This is a genomic window from Clostridium sp. CS1-1 (assembly GCF_056135525.1).
In genome coordinates this window covers 2,555,141-2,581,446 of sequence record NZ_CM148680.1, presented here as the reverse complement: position 1 = coordinate 2,581,446, position 26,306 = coordinate 2,555,141, and the positions used below count along the sequence as shown (strand labels likewise).

Annotated in this window: 23 protein-coding genes and 3 pseudogenes; 25 read left to right on the top strand and 1 reads right to left on the bottom strand. The window is 33.5% G+C overall.

Annotation, left to right across the window (positions count from 1 at the left end):
* Nucleotides 1-27 precede the first annotated feature (27 nt).
* The 6 genes from AC0N0V_RS12180 to AC0N0V_RS12155 all read left to right on the top strand — a co-directional run bounded on the left by AC0N0V_RS12180 (nucleotide 28) and on the right by AC0N0V_RS12155 (nucleotide 4,808).
* The gene (locus AC0N0V_RS12180; RefSeq protein WP_318798804.1) at nucleotides 28-225 is read left to right on the top strand and encodes a cold-shock protein; all 198 of its coding nucleotides are present in this window, start codon (nucleotides 28-30) and stop codon (nucleotides 223-225) included.
* A gap of 900 nt (nucleotides 226-1,125) precedes the next feature.
* The gene (locus tag AC0N0V_RS12175) at nucleotides 1,126-1,404 is read left to right on the top strand and encodes a CD3324 family protein (RefSeq protein ID WP_474464520.1); all 279 of its coding nucleotides are present in this window, start codon (nucleotides 1,126-1,128) and stop codon (nucleotides 1,402-1,404) included.
* Nucleotides 1,405-1,729: 325 nt separating this feature from the next.
* Nucleotides 1,730-2,608: an alpha/beta fold hydrolase gene (locus tag AC0N0V_RS12170; RefSeq protein WP_474458142.1), complete on the top strand. Its 879-nt coding sequence runs from the start codon at nucleotides 1,730-1,732 to the stop codon at nucleotides 2,606-2,608.
* A 562-nt stretch (nucleotides 2,609-3,170) separates the two neighbouring features.
* Nucleotides 3,171-3,788, top strand: coding sequence for a DUF1062 domain-containing protein (locus tag AC0N0V_RS12165; RefSeq protein WP_474458140.1), 618 nt, complete (start codon nucleotides 3,171-3,173; stop codon nucleotides 3,786-3,788).
* Nucleotides 3,789-4,117: 329 nt separating this feature from the next.
* Entirely contained in the window at nucleotides 4,118-4,411 is a 294-nt protein-coding gene (locus AC0N0V_RS12160) for a CD3324 family protein (protein WP_474458138.1), read from the top strand.
* Between the two features lie 28 nt (nucleotides 4,412-4,439).
* Nucleotides 4,440-4,808, top strand: a complete 369-nt coding sequence (locus AC0N0V_RS12155; protein WP_474458137.1) for a class I SAM-dependent methyltransferase — start codon at nucleotides 4,440-4,442, stop codon at nucleotides 4,806-4,808.
* A 281-nt stretch (nucleotides 4,809-5,089) separates the two neighbouring features.
* Here AC0N0V_RS12155 and AC0N0V_RS12150 read toward each other — a convergent pair whose 3' ends face one another.
* Nucleotides 5,090-5,857, bottom strand: coding sequence for a transposase (locus AC0N0V_RS12150; protein WP_474458135.1), 768 nt, complete (start codon nucleotides 5,855-5,857; stop codon nucleotides 5,090-5,092).
* A 522-nt stretch (nucleotides 5,858-6,379) separates the two neighbouring features.
* On the opposite strand from AC0N0V_RS12150, the gene AC0N0V_RS12145 reads away from it, so the two are divergent.
* From AC0N0V_RS12145 to AC0N0V_RS12055, 19 genes and pseudogenes are all read left to right on the top strand, one after another.
* Nucleotides 6,380-6,757, top strand: a complete 378-nt coding sequence (locus tag AC0N0V_RS12145; RefSeq protein ID WP_474458134.1) for a desulfoferrodoxin — start codon at nucleotides 6,380-6,382, stop codon at nucleotides 6,755-6,757.
* A 20-nt stretch (nucleotides 6,758-6,777) separates the two neighbouring features.
* Complete coding sequence (locus AC0N0V_RS12140; RefSeq protein ID WP_474458133.1) at nucleotides 6,778-7,287, top strand: ferritin; 510 nt, start codon at nucleotides 6,778-6,780, stop codon at nucleotides 7,285-7,287.
* Nucleotides 7,288-7,331: 44 nt separating this feature from the next.
* Nucleotides 7,332-8,867, top strand: coding sequence for an MBL fold metallo-hydrolase RNA specificity domain-containing protein (locus tag AC0N0V_RS12135; protein WP_474458131.1), 1,536 nt, complete (start codon nucleotides 7,332-7,334; stop codon nucleotides 8,865-8,867).
* Nucleotides 8,868-9,240: 373 nt separating this feature from the next.
* Nucleotides 9,241-9,504, top strand: a pseudogene (locus tag AC0N0V_RS12130) (phospho-sugar mutase); the annotation flags it as partial.
* Nucleotides 9,505-10,060: 556 nt separating this feature from the next.
* On the top strand, nucleotides 10,061-11,182 hold the full coding sequence (locus AC0N0V_RS12125) for an RNA-guided endonuclease InsQ/TnpB family protein (protein ID WP_474458129.1): 1,122 nt from the start codon (nucleotides 10,061-10,063) through the stop codon (nucleotides 11,180-11,182).
* A 158-nt stretch (nucleotides 11,183-11,340) separates the two neighbouring features.
* Nucleotides 11,341-12,810: pseudogene (locus AC0N0V_RS12120) on the top strand (phospho-sugar mutase); the annotation flags it as partial.
* A gap of 320 nt (nucleotides 12,811-13,130) precedes the next feature.
* On the top strand, nucleotides 13,131-14,780 hold the full coding sequence (gene hcp, locus AC0N0V_RS12115) for a hydroxylamine reductase (protein WP_474458128.1): 1,650 nt from the start codon (nucleotides 13,131-13,133) through the stop codon (nucleotides 14,778-14,780).
* A 261-nt stretch (nucleotides 14,781-15,041) separates the two neighbouring features.
* The gene (locus AC0N0V_RS12110; RefSeq protein WP_474458126.1) at nucleotides 15,042-16,229 is read left to right on the top strand and encodes a multidrug efflux MFS transporter; all 1,188 of its coding nucleotides are present in this window, start codon (nucleotides 15,042-15,044) and stop codon (nucleotides 16,227-16,229) included.
* A 125-nt stretch (nucleotides 16,230-16,354) separates the two neighbouring features.
* Nucleotides 16,355-16,945: a hydrolase gene (locus tag AC0N0V_RS12105; RefSeq protein ID WP_474458124.1), complete on the top strand. Its 591-nt coding sequence runs from the start codon at nucleotides 16,355-16,357 to the stop codon at nucleotides 16,943-16,945.
* Entirely contained in the window at nucleotides 16,933-17,289 is a 357-nt protein-coding gene (locus tag AC0N0V_RS12100; protein ID WP_474464519.1) for an MBL fold metallo-hydrolase, read from the top strand. The genes AC0N0V_RS12105 and AC0N0V_RS12100 overlap by 13 nt, the downstream gene beginning before the upstream one ends.
* Nucleotides 17,290-17,508: 219 nt before the next feature.
* Nucleotides 17,509-19,227, top strand: coding sequence for an ABC transporter ATP-binding protein (locus AC0N0V_RS12095; protein ID WP_474464518.1), 1,719 nt, complete (start codon nucleotides 17,509-17,511; stop codon nucleotides 19,225-19,227).
* Between the two features lie 3 nt (nucleotides 19,228-19,230).
* Nucleotides 19,231-21,090 (top strand): ABC transporter ATP-binding protein, encoded by a 1,860-nt coding sequence (locus AC0N0V_RS12090; RefSeq protein ID WP_474458123.1) that lies wholly within the window; start codon nucleotides 19,231-19,233, stop codon nucleotides 21,088-21,090.
* Between the two features lie 109 nt (nucleotides 21,091-21,199).
* Nucleotides 21,200-21,460: a hypothetical protein gene (locus AC0N0V_RS12085; RefSeq protein ID WP_474458121.1), complete on the top strand. Its 261-nt coding sequence runs from the start codon at nucleotides 21,200-21,202 to the stop codon at nucleotides 21,458-21,460.
* Between the two features lie 385 nt (nucleotides 21,461-21,845).
* Nucleotides 21,846-22,082: pseudogene (locus tag AC0N0V_RS12080) on the top strand (GyrI-like domain-containing protein); the annotation flags it as partial.
* Between the two features lie 67 nt (nucleotides 22,083-22,149).
* Complete coding sequence (locus AC0N0V_RS12075; RefSeq protein ID WP_474458119.1) at nucleotides 22,150-22,569, top strand: 2-thiouracil desulfurase family protein; 420 nt, start codon at nucleotides 22,150-22,152, stop codon at nucleotides 22,567-22,569.
* Nucleotides 22,559-22,702, top strand: a complete 144-nt coding sequence (locus AC0N0V_RS12070; RefSeq protein ID WP_474458118.1) for a hypothetical protein — start codon at nucleotides 22,559-22,561, stop codon at nucleotides 22,700-22,702. The genes AC0N0V_RS12075 and AC0N0V_RS12070 overlap by 11 nt, the downstream gene beginning before the upstream one ends.
* 159 nt (nucleotides 22,703-22,861) lie before the next feature.
* Entirely contained in the window at nucleotides 22,862-23,521 is a 660-nt protein-coding gene (locus AC0N0V_RS12065; protein ID WP_474458117.1) for an MtnX-like HAD-IB family phosphatase, read from the top strand.
* Nucleotides 23,518-24,579 carry an iron-containing alcohol dehydrogenase family protein gene (locus AC0N0V_RS12060; protein WP_474458115.1) on the top strand — a complete coding sequence of 354 codons (1,062 nt, stop codon included), beginning with the start codon at nucleotides 23,518-23,520 and terminating at the stop codon, nucleotides 24,577-24,579. Before AC0N0V_RS12065 ends, AC0N0V_RS12060 begins: the two co-directional genes overlap by 4 nt.
* A 151-nt stretch (nucleotides 24,580-24,730) precedes the next feature.
* Nucleotides 24,731-26,134: an MATE family efflux transporter gene (locus tag AC0N0V_RS12055; protein ID WP_474458113.1), complete on the top strand. Its 1,404-nt coding sequence runs from the start codon at nucleotides 24,731-24,733 to the stop codon at nucleotides 26,132-26,134.
* The last annotated feature ends 172 nt before the right edge of the window (nucleotides 26,135-26,306 follow it).

Sequence of the window (26,306 nt, the reverse complement as noted above, 5' to 3'; positions counted from 1 at the left end):
ATAATAAAATTTCGGAGGTACAGTTAAATGACTGGTACAGTAAAATGGTTTAATTCAGAAAAAGGCTTTGGATTTATTACAGGAGAAGATGGAAAAGATGTTTTTGCACATTTTTCTCAAATAAAATCAGAAGGCTATAAGTCACTTGAAGAAGGTCAAAAGGTTTCTTTTGATGTTGCTAAAGGACCAAAAGGACCTCAAGCAGAAAATATTACAGCTATCTAAGTTAATGCAATTTAATTAGTGTATATTTCACCCCTCGAATAGATATTCTATTTGAGGGGTTTTTGCGTGCCTCCAGCATAGGCCCAATCTAATAGCAAAGCAATTTGTGTTCACAAATTGTTAGTATCCCCCTGGGATACTAATGAGCGTAGCGAATTTGCTAGTAGCTATGGAAGCGAGAATACCCAAAATATGCGTTCAGTTCATGGCAGGGCTGCTTATTACGGAGATAAGAGTATCGGCGTTATAGATGGAGGCTCAGTTGTAGGAAAATTGATATTTAAATTGATTTCATTCTTCATGTAGTCTTAAAATGTTTCAATTGGTGCATTACTAGCACATCTTTCTCTTGCTGACATCGAAGTTGTAGCCTAATCTTCACCAAGCAAATTCAGGACGACAAATTACCGTATTGAAGAAATTCAATACGGTTTGTTAACTTTACTATGGCTTATGATTATAAAAGGTGAACCGTACCATAAACGACGTAGACTTTATTGAAAAAGTAAACACAAAGTAAAATATATGGATTGGTGATATATGCTATAATTATGAATCTTATAGTAAGTAATACTTCGGTTAGTTGTCGCGTTTTTGAATCATTGCATATTTATCCAATTCTCAAGTTGTGCAAATTACTGAGCGTAGTAAAGTAGTGGAAGTTGATTTAAATCATTAGGAAAATATGATATAACCGTTTTTTAGACTAATATAGACTAGGTTGGGGGGATAAAGAGTGGAAAACATAAAATTTCCTATTACTAGTAGGTGCTCCGTGCAAAGTCGCATGAAGATATAGAACATAAATTTGTTCGGAGCCTAATTTACTAACTTTTGAGGCTAAAATATTTTTGTGCAGACTTTGCTTCGTTATTTACAAAAATGTAGATAGGAGCAATTATTACGAAATATGAAAAAGCACAAAATATATTACCTGAATATATTGTTGAAATGATTCAACAATATATAGATGGAGGTTATTTATACATACCCAGAAAATATGAAAATAGGAAGGCTTGGGGAGAAAATAACGGAGCAAAAGATGATTTGATGAATAGAAATAGGGAGATTTATAACAGCTTCCAAAAAGGAACTTCTATTAAATCACTTTCTGAGAAATATTATCTTACTGAGCATACTATTAGAAGAATAATTAGAGAAGTGAAAAAGACCAAATAGATTAAGGCAGTACTTGAAATCAGGAATTGTGATGTTCAAGTACTGCTTTTGTTTTTTTATAACAGCGAAATGGGTAACCTTATGACAGAACTGTTTAATTCCTTGATACAAAAACATACATCAAGATATAATATTTAGTGAAGTTTAAGATAATAAGGTTTTCTTCAAAGAAAAGATTTACTAAATGACTTAGATGGTTATATTATCGTCAATGGTTGTAGCGATAAATATAAGTTTTCAAGATTTATGTAGTATCAATGTTAATTAAGAGAATTTAGGGAGTAAATGATAAATTTGAGCAGTTAAAGATGAGGAGGCAATCAGTATGATTACAAAAGACAGAAATATAGAATGTGGCTATATAACAACCGAGGGTGATAACCTATACTACGAAGTACGTGGTAAGGGTAAGCCTCTACTGTTGATTCCTGCTGGTGAGGGAAAATACTATTCAGGTCTTGCAGATTTGCTTAGTAATGAGTATAAAGTTATAACTTATGATCGTCGTGCCAATGGACGCAGTACGATAAATAACCCACAAAATTTTGAGATTGGGCAGCAAAGCCGCGATGCTGTAGCTATTTTGCATGCAGCAGGTGAGGAATCTAGTTTCGTATTTGGCAATAGTGCTGGTGCAGTAATTGCACTGGATATGGCCAAGACATATCCAAGTGCTGTTCGTGCTGTAGTGGCTCACGAAGCACCAATGGCAAGGATGCATCCAAAGGCCCTAAAATGGCAACAATTTTTTGCTAGTGTATATTTAACAGCATTTCGTTTCGGTTCAACAGTCGCATCACTTAGGTTCATGTTTGGTGCTCAAGTTCCTGTAATGAAGATGATTAAGGCATCAAAAAAGGCAGATGAATATATAAAAAGCTACTACAACCTAAGCAATGAACATCACAAAAGTACAAAGGATGAAGCTGATGTCCCTATGAAACTTGAATTGCTTCCAGTCACTAACTATATGCCGGATGTTGAGAAACTTAAGAAGAATTGCGTTAAAGTATTTATGGCAGTTGGGGAATGGTCACTAAATAAGAAGACATGGTATGCAATAAGTAATAAAATCTTGGCGGAGAAGCTAGGTTGTGAGCTGGTAACCTTTCCAGGACATCATGGGTCCTTAGCAGATATGCCTGATGAATGGGCTTTTACGCTGCGTAATATATTACACAAAGCAGAAAGAGCAGAATCCTAATGTGGCGCTGTACTATTAAATGATATATTTTTAATGAAGTAGACTTTCTTTGAAAATCCTGACATGACTGGTTTTAAGGTGATTTATAGCTTATAAGATTGTATTCTAGATTAAATAATTAGGAAAACTTTGGTATAATATCTGAAAGGCGTAGATAGAGTTTCATTTTGATAAAAAGTTATAAGTTATATGGCTGCCATTTAGCTTGTAGAATACAGATACAGATCATGAGTTAGATAGTGAAGCTATTACTCTATCTAAATGTTTGCCTTTGAATAACACGTGGCATTTTGGCCTCATTCTTATTTTATAAATAAGAATGAGGTTTTTAGTTGCAAATAGAGCTGATAAAATATATATAGAAAAAAGATTAGATGTGAAGTCTTAAGTGAGCTTTAAAGGAAAATTTATGAGAGTATATTACTCAATGTTCTTACAAAAGGAGGATTTTATATGACAATGGAAATTTTTAATGCATAGCAGAGGCTATTGCATTATTAGTAAAAAATATAGTGAAATAGCCTTTGTAAATCCTAAAAATTGAATGACTAGGAGGAACAAAATGAGCTATTTAAATAAATATCAATGGGAACTAGTTCCCGAGAATTTGCCAATAGTAAAAAGAAGTTGCCCTAAATGCAATCAAAAATCACATTATATAAATATTGAAAAATTTAGGGTAAACGCAAATAAAAACAACATTGATATTTGGCTAATTTATCAATGTGAAAAATGTAAGTCTACTTGGAATATGGCAATATACGAAAGAGTAAAGCCTAATGATATTAACAAATATGAATATGAAAAATTTCTTTCTAATGACAAAGAATTGGCTAGAGAATATGCCTTTGATTTAAGTGTATATAATAAAAACAAAGCTGAAGTTATTTTAGAGGATGTAAATTATAAATTAATCCAAAGAAAATTAGAGGCATACTATATAAATGCAAATGAACTAGTTATTGAAATTATTTGTAAGTATCCAATAGAAATGAGAGTTGATAAGCTCTTAAGTGATAAACTTGGACTTTCAAGAAGTAAAATAAAAGATATGCATAGGAAAGGAGTAATCCTCATTGATGATGATAAAAATTCATTAAATACAAAAGTAAGAGATAGAATGGGGATACATGTTTTGAAGGAAGCAGAGGATATAGAAGTTTTACAAGCTATAATATAAGCCGCTTTAACAACATGTATGAATGCTATTAATATCCAGTGGGTTTAGCATAGCACAATAAATAACTTGAACTTATTAGACGTATATAGGATGTATATAGGATGTATATGGTATAATTTATATACAAGAAACAAGTAATAGTAGCTATTGTTATTATTGGGTAAGCTCCAGTGCAATTATACAGTTGCAGTTAGGAAAGGGGTATTATTTTTTATGAGAAAATATATTATTTATGCATAGCAGAGGCTGTTGCATAATGTTTAAAGATTAAAATTATAAAATAGCCTTTGCTAATCCTAAAATAAAATTATATTTAGGAGGAGCATAAAATGAGCTATTCAAATGCGAGAGATATTTTCCCTAATGAGGTGTTAGAAATAATTCAAAGATACGTGGACGGTGAATTCGTTTATATACCCAAGAAAGAAGAAAATAAGATTGCATGGGGTGAACTAACCAAGAGTAAAAATGAACTTTTGAAGAGAAACACAAATATATATGAAGATTATCTAAAAGGAATGTCTACACAATTACTTTCAGAGAAGTATTATTTGTCGCCTAAGACTATTCAAAGAATTGTTTCAGAAAAGAGAAAATGCATTAACATAGAATGTACTACCTAATTTGTTTTTAGGTGGCTCATTTTTGTTTATGAATTTAATAAATGCAAGTTATTTTGATTATGATTTTGGCATTTTTAAATATGATGCAGCAGTATCTTTTCAAAATCTACATCATTTTTCACACGAAGACAAGCTTAAATTGTGTATAAAGATTTATAATGCATTAAAAGTTTATGGACAATACATTGAATATGATTATATGGTAGAAGGCCAACAAGAGGAAGATTTTTATTATAGCGAAAATAAACGGATACAAAAAGAACAGAATATTCCTGACGGAGAATTTTATCATTATGATACGCCATGTACAATTGATAATCAGATTAAGTTGTTGTCTAAAGCTGTGAAAATGAATTGGAGGATGGAAAATACTACAATAATTATTGCTAAGAAGTAAGGTGGCTTTCTGGTAAAAAGGCTACGTTACAGTGAACCGTATCATAAATAAGAGTGGCTTATAAATATTTATCTAATATGCTGGCTCACCATTTAATACTATTGTTCAATAGTTTATTTTTTTATTATACATTAGCAAAACAATCTGTGTTCACAAATTGTTAACGTCCCCCGACAGACTGTGCAAAAATTAGGTTTTAATCATGCTTATTAAATGTATTAGATATATTCAAAACCATCTTTCAGTATTCTTCTTAATTAAAGGCTAAAATAACTCCTAATTTAAGCTGCTTTTATAATGTTGTTATTAACTAAATATCCTAGGAGATTTTCAACTCCTAGGATATTTATTTTTCTAGTTATTGTTCTGCCTTTGCTGGATGTAGTACATTTGTCTTTACTTAGGCAATTTGTGCAAGCCTCAAAATTACAATATTTTCTTTGTGGAATATCCAACTTTTTAGTTATGCACAGCAAGATCTGTCCTTCCGGACAAATATATGTGTTTTCTTGTGGATTATATTTGAATTTATCAGAAAAATACCTAGAATCACCTATACTATTAGAATATCTAGGCTTAGAAACATAACAAATAATCTGATTTTCTTCGCAGTTTTTCAAATCAGACGTTTCGAAGTAGCCTTTATCTGCTAAAACCTCAATGTTTTCTACATTGAATTTTTCTTTGGATTTTAAACTCGTATTATACAATTGTCCTTGGTCAGCTGAGTTGTTAGTTACTTCAAAAGTAGCTATTAACTTACTTTTAGAATCCACAGCTGTTTGAATACTATAACCAACGTCAGTTCCTTGATGAGAGCCAAATTTAACTGTTTTAGCATCTAAATCTGTTAGATTAATCTCATTAATTTCCTCATCCTCTAAACATTTTTCAAGATCAGTATATTCGGTTATCTTGTTTTTAAGTATTTTTATTGCATGTTCAATTTTTTCTTTTTCAAGCTTGGTTTCCTCTTCATTCTCTGTTAAATCATTCTTCTCAAGGTCATGCATATACTCATTTATTTTATTTTGAGCCAATTCTTTCATTTTCGAAATTTTATTTTTAGTATTTCCTAGAAAGGCTTATTTATTATATTTTCGCACAGTCTGCCGGGGACACTAATGAGCGTAGCGAATTTGCTAATAAATAAAATTATACTTTTAAAATTCATCTTACATCTTCAAATCCTTGTGAAATATGTTTATTTAGTTCTGAAATCAAACATAAACATGACATCTTCTATTAATGTAGTAATTATACTTAGTCCATTTTTTAGATAATAGAAGCCAGTTAACATCTTTATTTTCTCTACTCATAACAGGTTTCCCCTTTTGCTTTGATACCTGTTATTTTATCCTATCGGATTTCTATGTTATAGACGTCAATTTTTTCAAAATTTTGTGAAGAAAAATTATTAATTGATATTGACTATGTTTTAAAATTGTTGTAATATTAAGACAATAACATCAAAACAATCCAAATATGATTCGTGCATTAGACAAGAGCTTATCGAAAAGGCTATGAAGAGATAGTAAAAGAAGTGTAAAAAATATTAGGGGGTAATAAAAATGACTGAATTAAAACAGGTTTATAAATGTGAAGTGTGTGGCAATATGGTAGAAGTAGTGCATAACGCTGGTGGTACGCTGAAATGTTGTGGACAAGATATGAAGCTTATAGTAGAAAATACAGTTGATGCTGCAAAGGAAAAACATGTACCTGTTATAGAAAAGGTTGATGATGGCGTACTGGTGAAGGTTGGAAGTATAGAACACCCAATGCTTGATAATCATTACATTGAATGGATTGAAGTTCATACAGAAAAAAATGTTTACAAGAAATTCCTAAAACCAGGAGATAAGCCTGAAGCTTTCTTCAAGCTAGAGGAAGAGGTCCTTTTTGCAAGAGAATATTGCAATTTACATGGTTTATGGGTTAAAAAGTAAACAAGAAGGAGGAAATCTATATGTTTAGTAATAACTTAGGAAAAGCTTTGAATGAACAGATTAATTTTGAATTCTACTCATCTCATCTATACCTGGCAGTTGCGGCTTACTTTTCTTCCATTGATTTAGATGGTTTTGCAAATTTTTTTACAGTTCAGGCTGAAGAAGAAAAATTTCATGCAATGAAGTTTTACAACTATATGAATGATATGGATGGTCGAGTTTTACTAAAAGGATTTGAAAATCCGCCTAATGATTTTGAATCACCACTCGCAGCGTTCGAAACTGCTTTGGAGCATGAGAAAATTGTAACCAAGAGAATTTACAATCTTTCTGATATTGCTATAGAAGAGAGAGAGCATGCTACTTTAAGTTTTCTAAAATGGTTTATCGATGAACAGGTCGAAGAAGAGAAAAGTCTTAATTCAATTATAAAAAAATTAAGAAGAATAGAAAATGATATGGCAGCTATATATATGCTGGATACTGAATTGGCAGCAAGGGTGTTTGTACCACCAGCTAATGTATAGTAAAGTTTTAAAATTACTAAAACTAACTAGTGGAGGACAAAAATATGAAAATTGAATTTTATGGTGCAGCAGGATGCGTTACTGGTTCTTGCCACATACTGAATGTAAACGGTAAAAAGATACTTTTAGATTGTGGAATGTATCAAGGGAAAGATGAAAAGGAAAGAAGCAATGATATTTTTAAGTTTAATGCAAAAGAAATAGATTATGTTATATTATCCCATGCTCATATTGATCATAGTGGTAGGATTCCACTTTTGTACAAGTTAGGTTTTGAAGGGAAAGTTATATGTACAGAGGCAACCTTGGACTTATGCAGTATAATGCTTCCTGATAGTGGTCATATACAAGAGAGGGAAGTTGAATGGAAAAATAGAAAAAAATTAAGACAAGGATTACAAACAATAGAACCATTATATACATCTGAGACGGCAGAAAGTGCGATGTATCTTTTTAAAGGTGAGCCTTATGACAAGATAATTGAACTTTTTAAAGGCTTCAAAGTTAGATTTAGAGATGCTGGTCATTTACTAGGAGCAGCTATTGTTGAAATGTTTATAAAGGAAAATGATAAAGAGGAAATAAAACTAGTATATAGTGGAGATCTTGGCAATAAGAATTTGCCCTTAATAAAAGATCCAACTTTAGTTGATTATGCAGATTATGTAATTATGGAAACTACATATGGTGATAGACTTCATGGCAATGTAAGTTCAGATTTTGAACAACTGGCAAAAATAATAGAAGACACTGTTAAAAGAGGCGGAAATGTAGTTATTCCATCTTTTGCAGTTGGCAGGGCTCAAGAAGTATTGTATGAATTAGATAAATATATTGAAAATAAAAGATTAAAGAATTTGACTGTTTATGTTGATAGTCCATTAGCTACAGAATCTACAAAAGTGTTTGCAAATTATAGAGAAAATTATAACAATGAAGCCAGAAAAAAAATTGAAAACGGTATAGACCCTCTTAATTTTGAAGGTCTGATTTTCACAAATTCTGTAGAGGAATCTGCGGCTATTAATAAAATCCAGAGTGGAGCAATTATTATTTCAGCTAGCGGCATGTGTGAAGCTGGAAGAATAAGGCATCATTTAAAACATAATTTATGGAGAAAAGAATGCTCTATAGTATTTGTTGGATATCAAGCTGAGGGAACTTTAGGAAGACAAATATTAGAGGGAGCTAGAAAAGTAAAATTATTTGGAGAAGAGGTTGCAGTTAACGCAAATATTTATGCACTTCATGCGCTATCTGGACATGCCGACAGAAATGGATTATTTGAATGGGTTGAAGGCTTTAAGAAGAAACCAAGGGAAATTTTGCTTGTGCATGGTGATAAAGAAGCTCAATCTGAGTTTGAAAAACTTGTTAAATCAAAAGGATATAATGCAAGAATAATGAACCTTGGCGAAAGTTTCTTAATAAATGATAGCGAAATAGTAAATGAAGAAATTCAGGATAAAAACTTAAATGCTAAGGGTAAAATTTTAAAGTTAATTGATTCAATTGAAGATATGGATTCAATTAGCAACGTAGTATTACTTGAGAAAATTAAAGAAGCATTAAATGAATAAAGTAGAGGATTAATAATATTAATGATACTGTTTTTTAAAATAAAAATGAAGAATGATATTTATATATTGAGAAAAAATAAACCAGTGATAGAGCTTCTTACTGGTTTATTAATATAAGGCATCTTCAAAAAATAACTAGTCAATCTGCTAGTCTATTTTGCGTCATGCTGCGTCGGCAGAACCCTTAGATAGGGTCGGCTATCTGCGGAACCTGTCTCCTTGCCTGACGGAAAATATCCATCGCATTTTGACTTGTTATTTTCTTTCAGATACCTAAATCTAATTTAAAAGGGATTTAAGTTGTAATTAATTCCTGGAAAGTAATATTATTGTAATAATCACCTTATTTTGATTAAAGAAAGGAAAATTCATAATGAATTACAGAGAGACCTATAATAAATGGCTTAAAAATACATATTTTGATGAAGCTATAAGGACTGAGCTCACTTCTATAGGAAATGATGAAAAAGAAATAGAGGATAGATTCTATAGAGAGCTTGAATTTGGTACTGCAGGTCTTAGAGGAAAGCTTGGAGCAGGAACTAATAGAATGAATATATACATAATTTCAAGAGCTACACAGGGACTTGCTGATTACATAAAAAGTAATGGCAAGGATTACATGGATAGAGGGATAACAAACAGCTTAAATAAATCTGCTTAAATCTTATTCTTAAAGAGATTTTTAGGTAGTTTTGTTAAGATAACCCCCTGTATAGCGTAAGCTGTACAGCAAATAACTTTAATTGCTGGAAACCCCTAAAGCTAACATCACTACAACGTAAAGATGAGATATGCTTAAGCGTGAATGTGACGAAAGTAGAAAAAAGTATGTTAGATGACATAGGGTTAAATCCTAAGTGTCAAAGCAATGGGCAATCAGCAGCAAAGCGCCGAACAGGTGAATGTTCAACGACTAGAGAGTAATTCTCGTACTTTGTAAGCTTTTGGCAGGGGAAATGGGTGACTGCTTGCGTCAGCAAGTAGGTGATATAGTCTACGCTCATACGAAAGTATGAGAAGTTCATGGACTTAGGTCCTGAGAACTGCATGAGGAGTAGCGTCCTTGTGTGAATAAAAGATAAAATCTATTCAAAGTTTCATAATTAATTAAAGGGTAGCGAATAATTGTTCTCTTAATTGCACATACTAAACCTGTAAACTTATTAGTATATGCAAAGGAGGTGAACAATATGATAAGAAGTTTTAAAGTTAAATTACATCCAACAGATGAACAAAAGATTCTGATGCTAAAATCCTTTGGAACAGCTAGATGGGCTTATAACTGGGCACATAACAGACAAATGGAGAATCATAAAGCCGGAGGTAAATTCATAAGTGCTGTGGAACTGAAAAAGGGAATAACCAAACTTAAAAAACAGGAAAACTTTAAGTGGCTCAGTGAGGTTTCAGCAAAGGTTGCTGCACAGGCAGTTATTGATTTATGCGAAGCATATCAGAAGTTTTTCAAGAAAAAGTCTGGTTTCCCTAAGTTCAAGTCGAAGAAACATAATAAGGACAGTTTTTTTCAAAGGGAAGATGACTTCAGAATTAAAGGTAAAAAGGTTCATTTAGAGAAAATAGGGTATGTAGCCATGGCTGAAAATATCATACCTGTAGGAGAAGGGATTAAATATTATAACCCTAGAGTAAAGTATGACGGCATAAATATATGGCTTACAGTTGGAGTAGAAGTTGGTGAAAATCAAGCTGACAAAGAAAAAACTGAACCTATTGGAATTGACCTTGGATTAAAGAAGTTGGCTGTATATTCTAATGGACAGGATAAAAAGAGACCTTCCATCAAGAAGCACTTAAAACGTCTTAAAAGATTTCAGCGTAGTGCTAACAGAATCTATCTAAATATGAAGAAGAATAATGTAAGTTTTAAGGTAAGGTCAAAAAGGCTTATTAAACTGGAAAAGCAAATACTTAAAACCCACCAAAGGATAACAAATATACTCAATGATAATATCCACAAAATGACTGCAGAGTTGGTGAAGGTGAACCCTTCAGCTATTGTTATAGAGGACTTAAATGTAAAGGGCATGTTTAAGAATAAACATCTATCTGAAACATTAAAATACGCTAAGTTTGCAGAGATTATAAGGCAATTAAAGTATAAGTGTACCTGGAATGATATAAAGCTTATAACTGCTGATAAGTGGTACCCAAGCAGCAAACTTTGCAGTAAATGTGGAGAAAAGAAAGAGAAGTTATCTTTGTCCGAAAGAGTATTTGTTTGTGATAAATGTGGTCTTCATATAGATAGAGATTTTAATGCAGCACTGAATCTTAAAAAGTTAGCAATGTAACTTGACTACATTGCTAATAGTACCGGTACGCTCGTCGGGAATTACGCTCACAGAGAGTCATACCAAACAACTGTAGCTGCGGCGAAATTGGACTCGTTGAAGTGAGAAGAGAAATTCTACCTTTTGATTAGTTATGATTAATTCTGAGTAGATTTTATCGAGCGGTTGCTATAGCTTATGACTGCAGACACTTTTCAAATGAGTTTGCAAAACAGGCAGCTTTAGTATTTGCAGCAAATAATATTAAAGCTTATTTATTTGAAAGCCTTAGACCAACGCCATTGCTCTCTTTTACTGTAAGGCATCTGAATACAGCTTCCGGAATAGTTGTTACTGCCAGCCATAACCCAAAAGAATATAACGGTTACAAGGTATATTGGGAGGATGGTGCTCAGATAGGCCAGGAGCTTGCGGATGCCATAACCGAGAATATACTGAAAATAGAGAACTTCGAGGATATCAAGCCTATAGATGAAGCAACAGCTATAAGTAAGGGACTTCTTGTTATCCTTGGAAAAGAAATAGATGATATTTATGTGTCAAAGGTTAAGGAGCTTGCATTAAGAGAAGATATTGATAAGGATATAAAGGTTGTTTATACACCGCTAAATGGCGCAGGAAACATATTAGTTAGAAGAGTGTTAAAAGAAAGAGGCTTTACTAACATTAGTGTTGTTCCTGAGCAGGAGAATCCAGACCCAAACTTTACAACAGTTCCATTTCCAAATCCAGAGGATACGAGAGCCTTTGAATATGCGGAGAATCTAGGGAAAAAATTAGAAGCAGACCTTCTTATAGCAACAGATCCGGACTGCGACAGACTTGCTATAATGGTTAAGGACAAATCTGGAAAATATGTTTCCTTCAATGGCAATCAGACCGGTGCTGTTCTTGTAAATTATATACTTCAGGCCAGAAAAGAGCTTGGAAAGCTGCCTGACAGCGGATTTATTGTTAAATCCATAGTTACAGGAAATCTTGGAAAAGCAATATGTGAGAAGTATGGTGTTAAAACCTTCGAATCCTTAACCGGATTTAAGAATATATGTGGAAAGGCTAATGAGCTTGAAAAAGATGGTCAGCACAAATTTGTATTTGGTTATGAAGAAAGTATTGGATATGTTACCGGTGACTTCGTAAAGGATAAGGATGCGGTTATATCTTCAATGATTCTATGCGAGGCTGCAGCTTATTATAAATCACAAAACAAGAGCTTAATTGATGTTCTTGAGGATATATATAAGGAATTTGGTTACTACAGTGAAAAACAGATTTCTTTAGTCCTTGAAGGTGTCGAAGGCAGCAGAAGAATAAACAGGATGATGGAAACCTATAGGAAGAAATATCCTACTGAAATAAATGGACTGAAGGTTGCTGAATATGTTGACTACAGCTTTGGAAAGGAAGTAAATTTAATAACTGGCCAGGAGGGAAAGAGTGATATACCAGCTTCAAACGTATTAAAATTCACTCTGGAGGATGGTTCCTGGTATGCTGTTAGACCTTCAGGGACAGAACCTAAGATTAAGATTTACCTATATTCTAAGGGCAATACTCCAGAGGCTTCTCTTGAAAAAATTGAGGCAATGAAAAAGGTAGTTTTGGAAAAGTTAGAATCGATTCAATAAAATCTTATCTCCTTAACTATATATAGGTACATTAATCAAAACACTAAAACTCTTACGAAAATTAATAATTATTATAAAGTGATATTGATTATTTAATAATAAGTAGTTATAATATAATTATCATAAATATTTCCATAATCAATAGTTCAATTCATCTTCGAGGGCGGGTAGCTTTGAAGGAAGATCTTAATTCAGGTTAAAAAAACTGCTCTAACCTACATTTTAAAGTTATCTTTCCCTTTCGAAGTTTATTAAATGCTATTTTGCTGATTAATAATAACCAATTAAAAATATATATTTAATTAGGAGGAGAAATAAATATGGAGAATTTAATGTTTTGCTATCAATGTGAACAAACTGCTGGTGGAAAAGGCTGCACTAAGATAGGGGTTTGCGGAAAAACACCAGAAATCGCAAAGTTACAGGATTTGTTACTCTATCAGTTGAAGGGAATTTCTTGCTATGTAAAACCTTTAATTGATGGAGGTGAAAAATTAGACAAAGATTTAGTAAAATTTGTTGAGAATTCTCTTTTTACTACACTTACAAATGTAAACTTTGATCCAGAAGTGCATATAAAGCTTTTAAAGGAATCACAAAAAATAAAAGAAAGCTTAAGAAAAGAGGCACCAGCTAGAGTATATCCTTCTGCTGCTACATATGACTTAAGTGATACTAAAGATGAGATGTTAAAAGATTCGCTGCAAGCAGGAATTATGTTTGACCAAACACTTAATGAAGATATACGTTCTCTAAGATCTACAATTTTATTTGGATTAAAGGGTATAAGTGCTTATGGTCATCAGGCAAGATTTATAGGTTATAGCAGTGATGAAGTAGATAACTTTTACTTTATAGCTCTTGAGGCATTAACTGATGATAGCCTAACTCTTCAGGATTTAATTAATGTTTCTATGAAAGTTGGAGAAATGAGTGTACAAGCTATGAAAACACTTGGTGAGGCAAATACTTCAACTTACAAAAACCCATCACCACAAAAAGTAAACGTTAATATTAAAAAAGGTCCATTTATTATAATATCTGGCCATGATTTAAGAGATTTAGAAATGCTGCTTCAGCAAACAGAAGGCAAAGGCATAAATATTTATACTCATGGAGAAATGCTGCCATCCCATGGATATCCTGAACTTAAAAAGTACAAGCACTTAGTAGGTAACTTTGGTTCAGCATGGCAAAATCAACAAAAAGAATTTGACGGTATTCCAGGATGTATCCTTATGACTACTAACTGCATGATGAAGCCAAGGGATACATATAAAGATAGAATTTTCTCTACAAATGTTGTTGGCTGGGATGGAGTAAAAAACATAGGACTTTTAGAAGATGGAACTAAAGACTTCTCAGAAATAATAAATAAGGCTCTTGAACTTGGCGGTTTTGATAAAGATGAAGAAGAAAAAGAAATACTTGTAGGCTTTGGACATAATGCAACTTTGTCACACGCCGGAGCTATAATTGATGCTGTTAAGGAAGGTAAGATAAAGCATTTCTTCTTAATAGGAGGTTGCGATGGTGCAAAACCAGGAAGGAATTATTACACAGAGTTTGCAGAAAAGGTACCAGAAGATTGTGTAATTCTTACTTTAGCCTGTGGTAAGTATAGATTCAATAAATTAGATTTTGGAACAGTAGCTGGTCTACCAAGATTATTAGATGTTGGACAATGTAATGATGCTTATTCAGCAGTGAGAATAGCAACAGCACTTGCTGATGCTTTTAACACAGATGTTAATTCATTACCGCTAACAATCGTTCTGTCCTGGTATGAGCAAAAAGCTGTGGCAGATTTATTAGCATTATTATCACTTGGAATTAAAGGAATGTATTTAGGACCATCATTACCTGCTTTCATAACTCCAAATGTTTTAAAATTCCTTGTTGATACCTTTGATATAAAGCCAATAAGCACACCAGATGAGGACTTAAAAGCTTCGCTTAAGCTTGCTTAGTAAATAACAGATTAAAATGAGGCCACTGAAAAAGATTCGCTTTTTCGCTAAACATGAAATAGATGCTTAAAATAGCACGAAGTGTTTCATCATTTTCTGAAACACTTCGTGCTATTTTCTTTTTTATATGGTGTTTTAAGATTATTGCTCTGTCAGAAGCTTTATGATCCGCTTCATATTAATGGTTAATATTGTAGGTATACCCTGCATTTAGCAAAACAATTTGTGTTCACAAATTGTTAACGTCCCCCGAGGGTACTAATGAGCGTAGTGAATTTGCTAATAGTTTGCTGGTTTGGGATGTTTGTAACAGGTGTGGGAATGAGTCAGATTGCTCCGGTATTGCCCCTTTACATAAAGCATCTTGGAGTTAACAATACGGCTTTAATTGAACAATTTTCGGGAATTGCTTTTGGTGTCACCTTTATAATTTCAGCTATTTTCTCACCTATTTGGGGGATGGCTGCTGATAAATTTGGACGCAAACCAATGCTGCTTCGTGCAAGTCTTGGAATGGCCATAGTCATAGGTAGTATGGGATTTGCCCCAAATGTATATGTACTGATAGGATTAAGACTATTACAAGGAGTTATAACTGGATACGGTACAGCATGCACTACATTAATTGCAACTCAGACGGATAAAGAACATGCTGGAGAGGCTTTAGGGACACTTTCAACAGCTAATATTGCAGGGTCTCTACTTGGACCTATGATTGGTGCTTATTTAGAAGAGAATTTTGGATTTCAAAGTGTATTTTTTATAACAGGTGCACTACTCCTAGTTGCATTTATTACAATCGCTTTATTTGTAAAGGAATCTTTTACTCGTAAAGAAAAAGAGGTTCATAGTACTAAGGAAATATGGAGTGTTATTCCTAATAAAGGTCTAACTGTTACAATGTTTGTAACTTTTTTTATGCTTGCTGTAGCAGTATATTCTGTAGAACCAATCATTACTATATATATTACTGAATTATCCAGTAATTCTAGTCATGTTGCACTTTTGGCAGGACTGGCATTTTCAGCATCGGGGCTCGCAAATATAATAGCAGCTCCTAGATTGGGGAAACTTTCAGATAAAATAGGAGCACAGAAGGTTTTATCGGTTGCCTTGATAGCTGCAGGAATTATTCTTATTCCCCAAGCCTTTGTAAGAAATCCTTGGCAGCTCATGGGACTTCGCTTCCTACTGGGATTAGCAGTGGCAGGATTGAATCCTTCTGTTAATGTAATTATTAAGAAAATCACACCGGATTCGCTAACGGGGAGAGTTTTTGGTTTTAGTATGTCCGCTGGGTATTTAGGTGTATTTGGAGGTGCAATTTTAGGGGGACAAGTAGCAGCCTATTTAGGTATCAGATATGTATTTTTCGTAACAAGTTCATTGTTGCTGATAAATGCAGTATGGGTTTATTTTAAAGTGTATAAGAAGCTAAGTTTAAATTAGATACAGGGATTTCAAATAGAAAGTTAACTTTCAAGTTAGGAATCCTTATATATAGTCTATTATAGAAGCCATGGAAGGGGCTAATAGTACCTTGCACAATAGGTATATAAAGGAGAGAATAAAAAATGGAAGATTTAAAATTAAAAGAAACTGAACTTGTTAAAGGAGAAAAAACAGCAATTGTAGTTATTGACTTACAAAATGGAATTGTAAACAGAGAACTTTCACCTCATACTTGTGGAGAAGTTATTCAGAATACTACAAAATTGGCAAAGGCATTAAAAGAAAAGGGTGGCTTTGTAGTTCTTGTAAGGGTTTCAACTTTAGATGGAAAGGACATGCCAAAGCCAGCGACAGACTTAAAAATGAATCAAGGGCAATTCCCACCAGGATGGGATACCATTATCCCTGAATTAGCGGAGATTAAAGATGCTCATGTTGTTACAAAGAGACAATGGGGAGCATTCTATGGTACTGACCTTGATCTACAGTTAAGACGCCGTGGAATTGACACTATTGTATTATGCGGTATTTCTACTGGAATTGGTGTAGATACTACAGCAAGAGAGGCTTATCAGCATGGTTATAATCAAATTTTTATAGAGGATGCAATGGTAGCTGCGTCAAAGGAAGAGCATGATTATGTTTGTAAGCACATCTTCCCTAGGATAGGCAAAATTAGAAGCTGTGAAGAAGTACTTTTATCATTAAGATAAAAGGTGTCGAGACATTTCATGATAAAGTCTCAGGGGCTAAGAGAGGAAAAAACACTATATATAACTTTAAAATTGATGGGATAAATGTTTGTCATTGTGGCGATCTTGGGCATATTCTAAATTCCAAGCAAATAGAAGAAATAGGAAATGTAGATATATTACTTCTTCCTGTTGGTGGATTGGTTACAATTAATGGAGTTGATGCTGACAAAGTAATGAAGCAGCTAAAACCAACAGTTGTTATACCTATGCACTATAGGACAAAGGCTTTAGGGTTAATGGGCTATGTGTTTGGCAAAGTGGATAAATTCATTTCTATATTAATTATCCATATTTATAAATAAAAGAACTGTAGGTAGATTAATCAATTAATCTGCTGCAGTTTTTTTATTTTAGGTAAAAATATGATGAAATTTCTAGTGAAAAAACAAACTTGACACAAAGTTGTAACAATAGGGGTTTATAATAGTTAAGTCCCTGAGATACTAACTTACTACATAGAAAAAACTGTACAAGTAGATAGATAAAATTGCATGGAATTTTAAATGAAAGAAGAGGATAAGATGAATTTATACAGTAAATATTTTAGAAAATATAAGTCTCCATTTCTGGTAGCTGTCTTTTGTGTTGCTCTTGAGGCCTTTTGTGATTTACTTGGTCCTACACTTATGTCAAATATCATTAACACAGGAATTGATCAGAGATTACTTTCTAAAATTTATTATTGGGGAGCCCTTATGCTTATGGTTACCGCTATTGGTGCATGTTTTGCTGTAACAAGAAATATTTTGGCCAGTAAGGTATCACAGCGTATGGGAGCAGATTTAAGATATGATTTATTTGAAAAAATAGTATATTTTTCAGAAGAAAGCACTGATAAAATTGAAAGCGGTTCTCTTATAACCCGTATGACTAATGACACCTCGCAAGTTGTACAGTTTGTAAACGGAATTATGAGAATTTTTATGAAAGCACCAATTACATGCGTAGGGAGTATCGTCCTTGCAAGCATGCTTAATTTTAAACTAAGTCTTATTATTTATATAATTGTTGCTATAGTGGCTGTGCTTATTATAGTTAGTATGAGGCTCAGCTATCCTCGTTATTATAAATTACAAAAAGCTATGGATAAGGTAAACTCCGTTGTGCAGGAGTACCTTATAGGAGTGCGCTTGGTTAAAGCCTTTGGAACTTATGACAAAGAAAATGATAAGTTTGAAAATGCCAATGTTAATTTAATGCAAAATGGAGTATCCTCTCAGATGATTATTACGTTGGTTGCACCACTAATGACACTTACCGTTGGAATTGGTACAGTAATTGTAATTTTTATTGGAAGCAGAATGTTTTCTTTAAATCTTGCAAAGCCAGGCGACATTACAGCATTTGTAATTTATATGGCGCAAATTCTAACATCTTTGATAATGATAACAAATATATTTAATACTTTTGTACGAACAAAGGCTTCTACTGCCCGTATTAAAGAAGTACTTGATTGTGAGGGAGATTTTGCAAGCAGAGGTGAAATAAAAGGATTAAATGGTGACATTGAATTTAAAGACGTCACATTTGCATATCCTAGTGGAAGTGGTGTCCCTGCTATAAAGGATCTATCTTTTTCTATTAAAAGTGGACAAAGTTTGGCTATAATAGGACCAACTGGTAGTGGTAAATCTACCATTGCATGGCTGCTTTTGCGATTTTATGATGTAAACAGTGGGAAAATTTTAGTTAACGGCTGTGATATTAAAGAACTAAATGTTGATTCGGTGCGAAATAATATTGCTATTGTACCGCAAAAACCAATGCTATTTTCAGGATCTATTGCTGAAAATATTAGATGGGGGAACAGGTCCGCTACGGATGAAATACTTCACCAGGCTGGAGAAAAGGCACAAGCAGGTTTTATTGAGAAGATGGAAAAGGGCTATGAAAGCCTTTTAGGAAGTGCTGCAGTTAATGTTTCCGGTGGGCAAAAGCAGCGTATCTCTATAGCTCGTGGAATTCTTAAAAACTCCTCAGTACTTATACTAGATGATGCAACCAGTGCACTAGACGCAGTAACTGAAGCTAAAGTGCGAGAGAATCTAAGTTCTAAAACAAGAAATCAGACTGTAATTACCGTTACCCAACGTTGTGGAACAGCTATGTTTGCAGATCGAATTTTAGTTATGGACAATGGTGTAAAAGTTGGATATGGTACACATGATCAGCTTATGGAAGATTGTGAAGTATATAGAGATATTTACAAAACACAAATAGAAAGCAGTAAGGAGGCATAAGCTATGGCACAACAATTTTCTAGGACGGATGTAAAAGGACCCTCTATTGGCATGAGACCGGTAGGCGGTGGTGCAAACCGCTTTGCGCCAACAGCAAGAGCCAAAAACGCAAAGGGTACACTAATGCGTATTATACAAATATATATGCGCTTTGCTAAGACCATCTTCTTGGCCATGGCACTTACAGTTTTTTCATCAGTAATTTCCGTTGCAATTCCTTACTTTGTAGGAAAAACTTTTAATAGCTTTAAAATTGCAACTAGAACAGTGGATACAAAAATGCTTATGGGGTTTCTATTTATAATTGCAGCCTTATATGCGGCCAATTGGCTGCTCTCATCTCTCAATGGGGTTATAATGCTTAAGGTTTCGCAAAAGCTTGTATTTGTACTGCGTACAGAATTTTTTGAGAAGATGCAAAAGCTTCCTCTGGAATTCTATGATACAAGGTCTCATGGTGATACGATGAGCAGAATCACAAATGATGTAGATAATATCAGTTCTACTATCGCGCAAACAACTACACAATTAATCTCCAGTGTTTTAACACTAGTAGGTTCTTTTGTGGTGATGATAATGCTAAATGTACCTCTCACTTTTGTTGTTTTATTATGCATTCCTCTTGTAACACTTTTAACAAGAACCATTGCATCACGAAGCCGTGCTTACTTCTTAGCACAGCAGAGAAGCCTTGGTGTCCTAAATGGAGTTATTGAGGAAAATATACTAGGGCTAAAAATGGTAAAAGCCTTTGGAAAACAGCAAGATGTGCTAAAACAGTTTAAAGAGATTAATGAAAAGCTTAATGAAAGCAGTACTAAGGCACAGATATGGTCTGGATATATGATGCCTCTTATGAATGTTATTAACAATTTTATCTTTACAATTGTTGCTTTCGTTGGTGGAATACTTTCAGTAGGATATGGTCTAAGTATTGGTACTGTAGTTAGCTTTCTAAGTTATTCAAAGCAGTTTGCACAGCCGCTTAACTCTGTTGCAGGAATGTTTAATACTATTCAATCAGCACTTGCCGGAGCAGAACGTGTTTTTGAAATTTTGGATAGGGAAGAAGAGTCAGCGGATATACAAAATGCTATTGATATGGAGAATCCAAAGGGGGATGTTACCTTTGAAAATGTAAGCTTTTCCTACAAAAAATCTACTCCTATATTAAATAATATAAGCTTTAATGTAAAGGCAGGAGAAACAGTTGCCTTAGTAGGTGAAACTGGTGCAGGAAAAACCACTATTGTGAATCTTATCACTCGTTTTTATGATGCAGATAGCGGTAGAATTTTAATTGATAACGAACCAATTACAAATTTAAAACGAGATAGCCTTAGAAAATGCTTTTCCGTAGTACTTCAGGATACCTGTCTCTTTACTGGTACAATTATGGATAATATTCGATATTCGCAAAAAGATGCAACTGATGAACAGGTAATAAAGGCTGCCAAAGTAGCCCATGCCCACGATTTTATTGATAAGTTACCAAAAGGGTATCATACAATGGTTTCTGGAGCTACAGATAATTTAAGTCAAGGACAACGCCAACTAATATCCATTGCTCGAGCAGTGCTATGTGATAGTCCAATTTTGATTTTAGATGAAGCAACCAGTAGTGTTGATACAAAAACCGAAAAAGATATTCAACGTGCACTCCTAAGTTTAATGAAAAATCGTACAAGTTTTTTAATAGCTCATCGTCTATCTACTATTAGAGATGCGGACCACATTATGGTAATTGGTGATGGAAAAATATTAGAAAGTGGAAATCATAAAAGTCTTATGGATAAAAAAGGACAATATTATAAAATGGTGATTAGTCAAATGGGAAAACTACCTGAAGGTCAAGTGTCTTAGGAGCAAAGACCTTTAGTTCCTATGGTATAATTTTGTAAAACTTGCATAATAGTGCTTATATAAATGAAATAATTTAAAAGAAACTTAAAGGTTATTGGGGGATATCATTATGAGCAATATTTTTGGAAATATTGAAAATTTGGTGACTAATCTTCAAGCCAAAATAACTGAAACTCAAATACTTGTGACCAGAAGCATTAAGACTGCTACAGTAGTTATAGTAGCTTGTTTTGTCATTTATCTTATTCGAGGGTATTTGAGCTGGCGTATGCAAGTGAAACTACAAAAGCAGAATGAAGAGTTGCTGAAAAAGATGATGCGAATCACCACCTTGCTGGAAGAAAGTTTAAAAATTAAGAATGAAAAATAAAATGGTGGGAACATCATAGTGAGTAGTCGTCGGATAGAAGAACTGTAAGTAAATTTTTAATTAATCTGCTTATGGTTCTTTTTATATTGAAGAATATTATGAGAGAAAAGCTTAGAAAGGTCAGGCTGCGCATGAAATAGGCATTAAGCAGTTGTGTGATTACTTAGATGTTATGAGTTTAAGTGAAGGATTTCTTGTGATTTTTGATTTTACAAAGCAAGGAAACAAGGATTGGAAAAAAGAAAGATTACATTAGAGTGTTCATTAGACGTAGGGGTACCTGAGATCAATTTTAGAAATTTTAAAAAATAAGTTGAAATACATTTTAAGGCATTATATGCTAAATGCAGGCATCGATGTACTCTATTAAAAAAGAAGGTAAGTTATGAATATTAATATTGAAATGATATCATCATATAAAATTGCTTATATACGAAAAACAGGTCCTTATGGTTCAGGGAATGCGCAAATAATGGAACAATTAAAAGGTTGGGCTAGAGAAAAAAATTTACCTAATGAAGGTTCAATTATATTAGGAATAGTCCAAGATAATCCTCAATTCACAGAACCTAAAGATTGTCGTTATGATACATGTTTGGTTGTTTCGGATGAATTTAAGGTTGTATAATGTATGAAGAACTTCCGACTCCAAAAGTAAAAAAGAAAAAGTGATTTTAAAGGGGGTAATTATGAAAGTATTGGTTAGTTCTTGTGTTATAGGATGTAACTGCAAATATAATGGTGGTAACAACTTAAATTCAAGAGTAGTAGATTTTTTAAAAGATAAAGAAGTAATTGAAATTTGTCCAGAAATGTTAGCTGGTATGAGTATTCCAAGAGCTTCTGCTGAAATAGTAGATGGATGTGTTACTGAATTTAATGGTAAAAATGTTGACAAGGAATATCGAAAAGGGGTTGAGTTGGCATTAGAAAAAATAAAAGACGAAGATATTGATTTAGTAATTCTTCAGCCACGTAGTCCGACTTGTGGAGTTAATAGAATTTATGATGGGAGCTTTACAGGAAAATTGATTGAAGGTCAAGGACTATTTGCTAAGGCTCTTATTTATGCTGGCTATAAAGTAATTGACTCTGATTGTGATTTTTGATTTTACAAAGCAAGGAAATAAGGAGTGGAAAAAAGAAAGATTAAATATAGACGGTAAGGATATATTTATAGTGGTGCAACTTAGATTATTATGTGCTTTATTAAGAAAGAACTATAAGTGGATTTTTTATTAATTAATCTGCTTATGGTTCTTTTTGTATTTTACAAATTCTGGTTTAGCTTTGATAGTACTATAAATTAGGAAAAAACAAAGGAATATAATTTTAAAAATAAGAAGAATAATATATACTAGCTTTTACGATATACGAATGAAACAAAAGGAGATTATAGTTATGATGAATTTTGCATTTATATCAGACTTCGATGGAACAATTACAGAAAAAGATTTTTACAGGATAATAATGGATGAATATTTAAAAGATGAATGTTATGAAATGTATAACGATTGGAGAGATAAGAAAATAAAGGATATAGAGTATTTAGGGTATGTTTTTAAAAACATAAGAAGAAGTGAAGAAAAAATATACGAAGATATTATGAAAATTTCGATTGATTCAAGCGTAAAGCAATTTATAAATAATGTTAAACAGGTAGGAGGAGACTTTATTGTCTTAAGTGCAGGAACTAGTTATTATATAGAAAAAGTTTTTGAGAAAAATAGCATAGAAGGAGTGGAAATCTTTTCGAATAGAGGTGAATTTAAAGAAAATGGAATACATTTTGTTTTAGATGAAAATAGCGAATTTTACTCTGATGTTTATGGTATTAATAAATATAAGGTTGTTAAAAAGCTAAAAGAAAAGTACGATAAGGTTTTCTATGCAGGGGACAGTGAGCCAGATCTTAAACCAGCGCTTATTGCAGATGTTATATTTGCCAAGGGAGGCCTTGTAGAGCTTTTAGAAAAAGAAGGTAAGGATTTTATAAAGTTTGAGAGCTTTTCTGAGATTTGGGATGATGTACAAAATTATTTAAGGAAGTGGAAAGAATGAAAGGTGTAGCTCATAAAATAGCGATTCCATCCATACTGGAAGTTGGAAAAGGAAATATAAATAATGTAGGAAACATAATGAAAAAATGTGCATTTACAAAGGTTGCAATTTATTTTGGGGAAGGAATTTATGAGTTATTAGGGGGCAGTATTACAAATTCCATAAAGTCAGCAGGTATTGAAGTTGAAAATGTAGGGACTATTACCGATATAGATTTCGAGCATATTGCAGTAAAGGCTTTTGAAATTCCTAATGGAGTAGAGATATTAATTGGGGTTGGTGGAGGGAAGGCAATAGATGCTGTGAAATACATGAGCTTTTTAAGAAAAGTGCCATTTATAAGCATACCAACTTCAACATCAAATGACGGCTTTTCTAGTTCAGTAGCATCTCTAATGTTAAAGGGAAAGAGAATGTCATTTCCAGCTAAAACTCCTTATGGAATAATAGTAGATATAGATGTGATCAAAGGTTCACCTGAAAAATTTATATACTCAGGAATAGGAGATCTTTTATCTAATATAACTGCATTATATGACTGGAAGTTTGAAGAAGAAAATAAAAAAGCTTTTGTTGATGATTTTGCAGTAATGATATCTAAAAAAGCAGTAAATAGTTTTGTAAGAACTGAATTTGAAACTATAAAAGATGATTTGTTTTTAAAGGAACTAATTGATTCTTTAATTATGAATGGTATATCTATGGAGATAGCAGGCAACAGTTCTCCTGCCAGTGGCTCTGAGCATCTTATATCTCATGCCCTAGATAAATTTATTGAAGTACCTGAGCTTCATGGTATTCAAGTTGGAATAGCAACATATATAATGGCAAAGGTACAAAATCATAGAGTAACAAGAATTACAAAAATACTAAAAGAAACAGGTTTTTTTAATTATGTAGAAACATTAAAAATGAAGAAAGAAGATTTTAAAAAAGCAGTGGAAATTGCGCCATCAATAAAACCAAATAGATTTACCTATATTCATGTAAAAGAAAATATAGAGATTGCCAAAAAAATTATTCAAAATGATGAAATATTAGATAAAATATTATATTAAGCAATTTACTTAAAGTCAGAGCCCTCTATGGATGGTTCTGACTTTAAGTAAATTGCTTCTAATATAGATGTTTTCCAATACATAGTAAGGAAACAATGAAAGTGATATAATTAATCTGTATGAGAATGGAAATCCAATTTAAGTTTAAACAATGAATGTAAAGGAAGCGAATATTTTTATGACATCACGAAAATATGAAATTGACATGTGTAACGGGCCACTGTTTAGTAAAATATTTATCTTTTCCATGCCAATCATGGCAATGTATATGCTGCAGCTGATGTTCAATACTGCTGATATGGTAGTTGTTGGGCGTTTTTCAGGTAGCAAGGCTCTGGCTGCAGTAGGTGCGACAGGGTCCCTCATTAACCTCATCATTACCTTATTTATGGGATTATCGGTAGGTACGACCGTCGTCGTGGCGCAGGATCTTGGCGCTGATAAACCAGCTGCTGTAAGTCGGTCTGTTCACACTTCTATTGCTATCAGCATTATCGGCGGGCTGATTGTCATGGTCTTAGGTATCGCTCTTTGTGAGCCTTTGCTTAAAATGATGGGCACCCCGGAGGACATTATCGCCTTGTCGGTAGTGTATATGAAAATCTACTTTATTAGTACACCTGCTACCATGGTGTATAACTTTGCTGCGGCTATACTGCGGGCTGCAGGTGATAGCCGCAGCCCAATGTACTACCTTGTTATATCTGGAATTTTGCATATAATATTCAACCTGTTCTTTGTAATCGTGTTGCACATGAGCTTAGCAGGCGTAGCATATGCTACAGTCATTTCCGAGTATCTCTCAGTGCTGCTTATTATGATATGTTTGTATATGAGTAATGGACCAATACGCTTTATACCACGGAAGATGCGTATTTACAGGCAAGATCTTAAGGCTATTATGAGGATTGGCTTGCCTGCGGGTATACAGGGATTGCTGTTTTCCATTTCCAATGTGCTGATACAGTCAGCCGTTAATTCTTTCGGCTCCACAATGGTAGCTGCCAGTGCCGCTGCAGGTAATGTAGAAAACTATATCGGCACCATAATGAATGCCTATTATAACTCAGCTATCTCTTTTACCGGGCAGAACATGGGCGCGAAGAAATATGATCGAATAGACTCAATTGCGAAGGTGTGCACAATATTGGTCTTTGCAACTTGGATTCTCTTGGGCAGTGCAATATTGCTTTTCGGAAAGCCGCTGCTTGGCATATATACATCTGACCAGGAAGTAATTAAACTAGGCATGTTGAGAATGAATATAATGATGGTTGCATTCTTTACCTGTGGAATTATGAACGTATTCCCAGGTCTTACCCGAGCAATGGGATATTCAATAATGCCCATGCTTTCTACGTTGGTAGGTGCCTGTCTTATGAGAATCGTTTGGCTGGCTACGATATTTAACAGGTATCCAACTGAGATTGTTCTCTTTGCTTGCTATCCAGTTACATGGGCACTGGCAGGACTTGGCCAGGTAGGCATCTTCTTCTATGCACGGCGACAGATTCGTAAGCTTGCAGATCTAAAGGCTGAGGCTTTGCACATGTAGAGCAATAAGGAACGATATATAAGGGTAAACGGGACTGAAGGATATGTTCAAATACAGAAAAAACATTGGAAACCAAACCACTAGAAGAAAAAAGCAAAAAAGGATGATCTATTTGAAACTATAATAAATAACGTAAAAGCAAAAAACGTGGAGCGGCTTTTAACAAGTATGT

Excerpts from the sequence above, each read along its gene's own strand:
- AC0N0V_RS12180 (WP_318798804.1), top strand. The coding sequence starts at position 28 with ATGACTGGTACAGTAAAATGGTTTAATTCAGAAAAAGGCTTTGGATTT.
- AC0N0V_RS12170 (WP_474458142.1), top strand. The coding sequence starts at position 1,730 with ATGATTACAAAAGACAGAAATATAGAATGTGGCTATATAACAACCGAG.
- AC0N0V_RS12165 (WP_474458140.1), top strand. The coding sequence starts at position 3,171 with ATGAGCTATTTAAATAAATATCAATGGGAACTAGTTCCCGAGAATTTG.
- AC0N0V_RS12160 (WP_474458138.1), top strand. The coding sequence starts at position 4,118 with ATGAGCTATTCAAATGCGAGAGATATTTTCCCTAATGAGGTGTTAGAA.
- AC0N0V_RS12155 (WP_474458137.1), top strand. The coding sequence starts at position 4,440 with ATGAATTTAATAAATGCAAGTTATTTTGATTATGATTTTGGCATTTTT.
- AC0N0V_RS12150 (WP_474458135.1), bottom strand. The coding sequence starts at position 5,857 with ATGAAAGAATTGGCTCAAAATAAAATAAATGAGTATATGCATGACCTT.
- AC0N0V_RS12145 (WP_474458134.1), top strand. The coding sequence starts at position 6,380 with ATGACTGAATTAAAACAGGTTTATAAATGTGAAGTGTGTGGCAATATG.
- AC0N0V_RS12140 (WP_474458133.1), top strand. The coding sequence starts at position 6,778 with ATGTTTAGTAATAACTTAGGAAAAGCTTTGAATGAACAGATTAATTTT.
- AC0N0V_RS12135 (WP_474458131.1), top strand. The coding sequence starts at position 7,332 with ATGAAAATTGAATTTTATGGTGCAGCAGGATGCGTTACTGGTTCTTGC.
- AC0N0V_RS12125 (WP_474458129.1), top strand. The coding sequence starts at position 10,061 with ATGATAAGAAGTTTTAAAGTTAAATTACATCCAACAGATGAACAAAAG.
- hcp (WP_474458128.1), top strand. The coding sequence starts at position 13,131 with ATGGAGAATTTAATGTTTTGCTATCAATGTGAACAAACTGCTGGTGGA.
- AC0N0V_RS12110 (WP_474458126.1), top strand. The coding sequence starts at position 15,042 with ATGAGCGTAGTGAATTTGCTAATAGTTTGCTGGTTTGGGATGTTTGTA.
- AC0N0V_RS12105 (WP_474458124.1), top strand. The coding sequence starts at position 16,355 with ATGGAAGATTTAAAATTAAAAGAAACTGAACTTGTTAAAGGAGAAAAA.
- AC0N0V_RS12095 (WP_474464518.1), top strand. The coding sequence starts at position 17,509 with ATGAATTTATACAGTAAATATTTTAGAAAATATAAGTCTCCATTTCTG.
- AC0N0V_RS12090 (WP_474458123.1), top strand. The coding sequence starts at position 19,231 with ATGGCACAACAATTTTCTAGGACGGATGTAAAAGGACCCTCTATTGGC.
- AC0N0V_RS12085 (WP_474458121.1), top strand. The coding sequence starts at position 21,200 with ATGAGCAATATTTTTGGAAATATTGAAAATTTGGTGACTAATCTTCAA.
- AC0N0V_RS12075 (WP_474458119.1), top strand. The coding sequence starts at position 22,150 with ATGAAAGTATTGGTTAGTTCTTGTGTTATAGGATGTAACTGCAAATAT.
- AC0N0V_RS12065 (WP_474458117.1), top strand. The coding sequence starts at position 22,862 with ATGATGAATTTTGCATTTATATCAGACTTCGATGGAACAATTACAGAA.
- AC0N0V_RS12060 (WP_474458115.1), top strand. The coding sequence starts at position 23,518 with ATGAAAGGTGTAGCTCATAAAATAGCGATTCCATCCATACTGGAAGTT.
- AC0N0V_RS12055 (WP_474458113.1), top strand. The coding sequence starts at position 24,731 with ATGAATGTAAAGGAAGCGAATATTTTTATGACATCACGAAAATATGAA.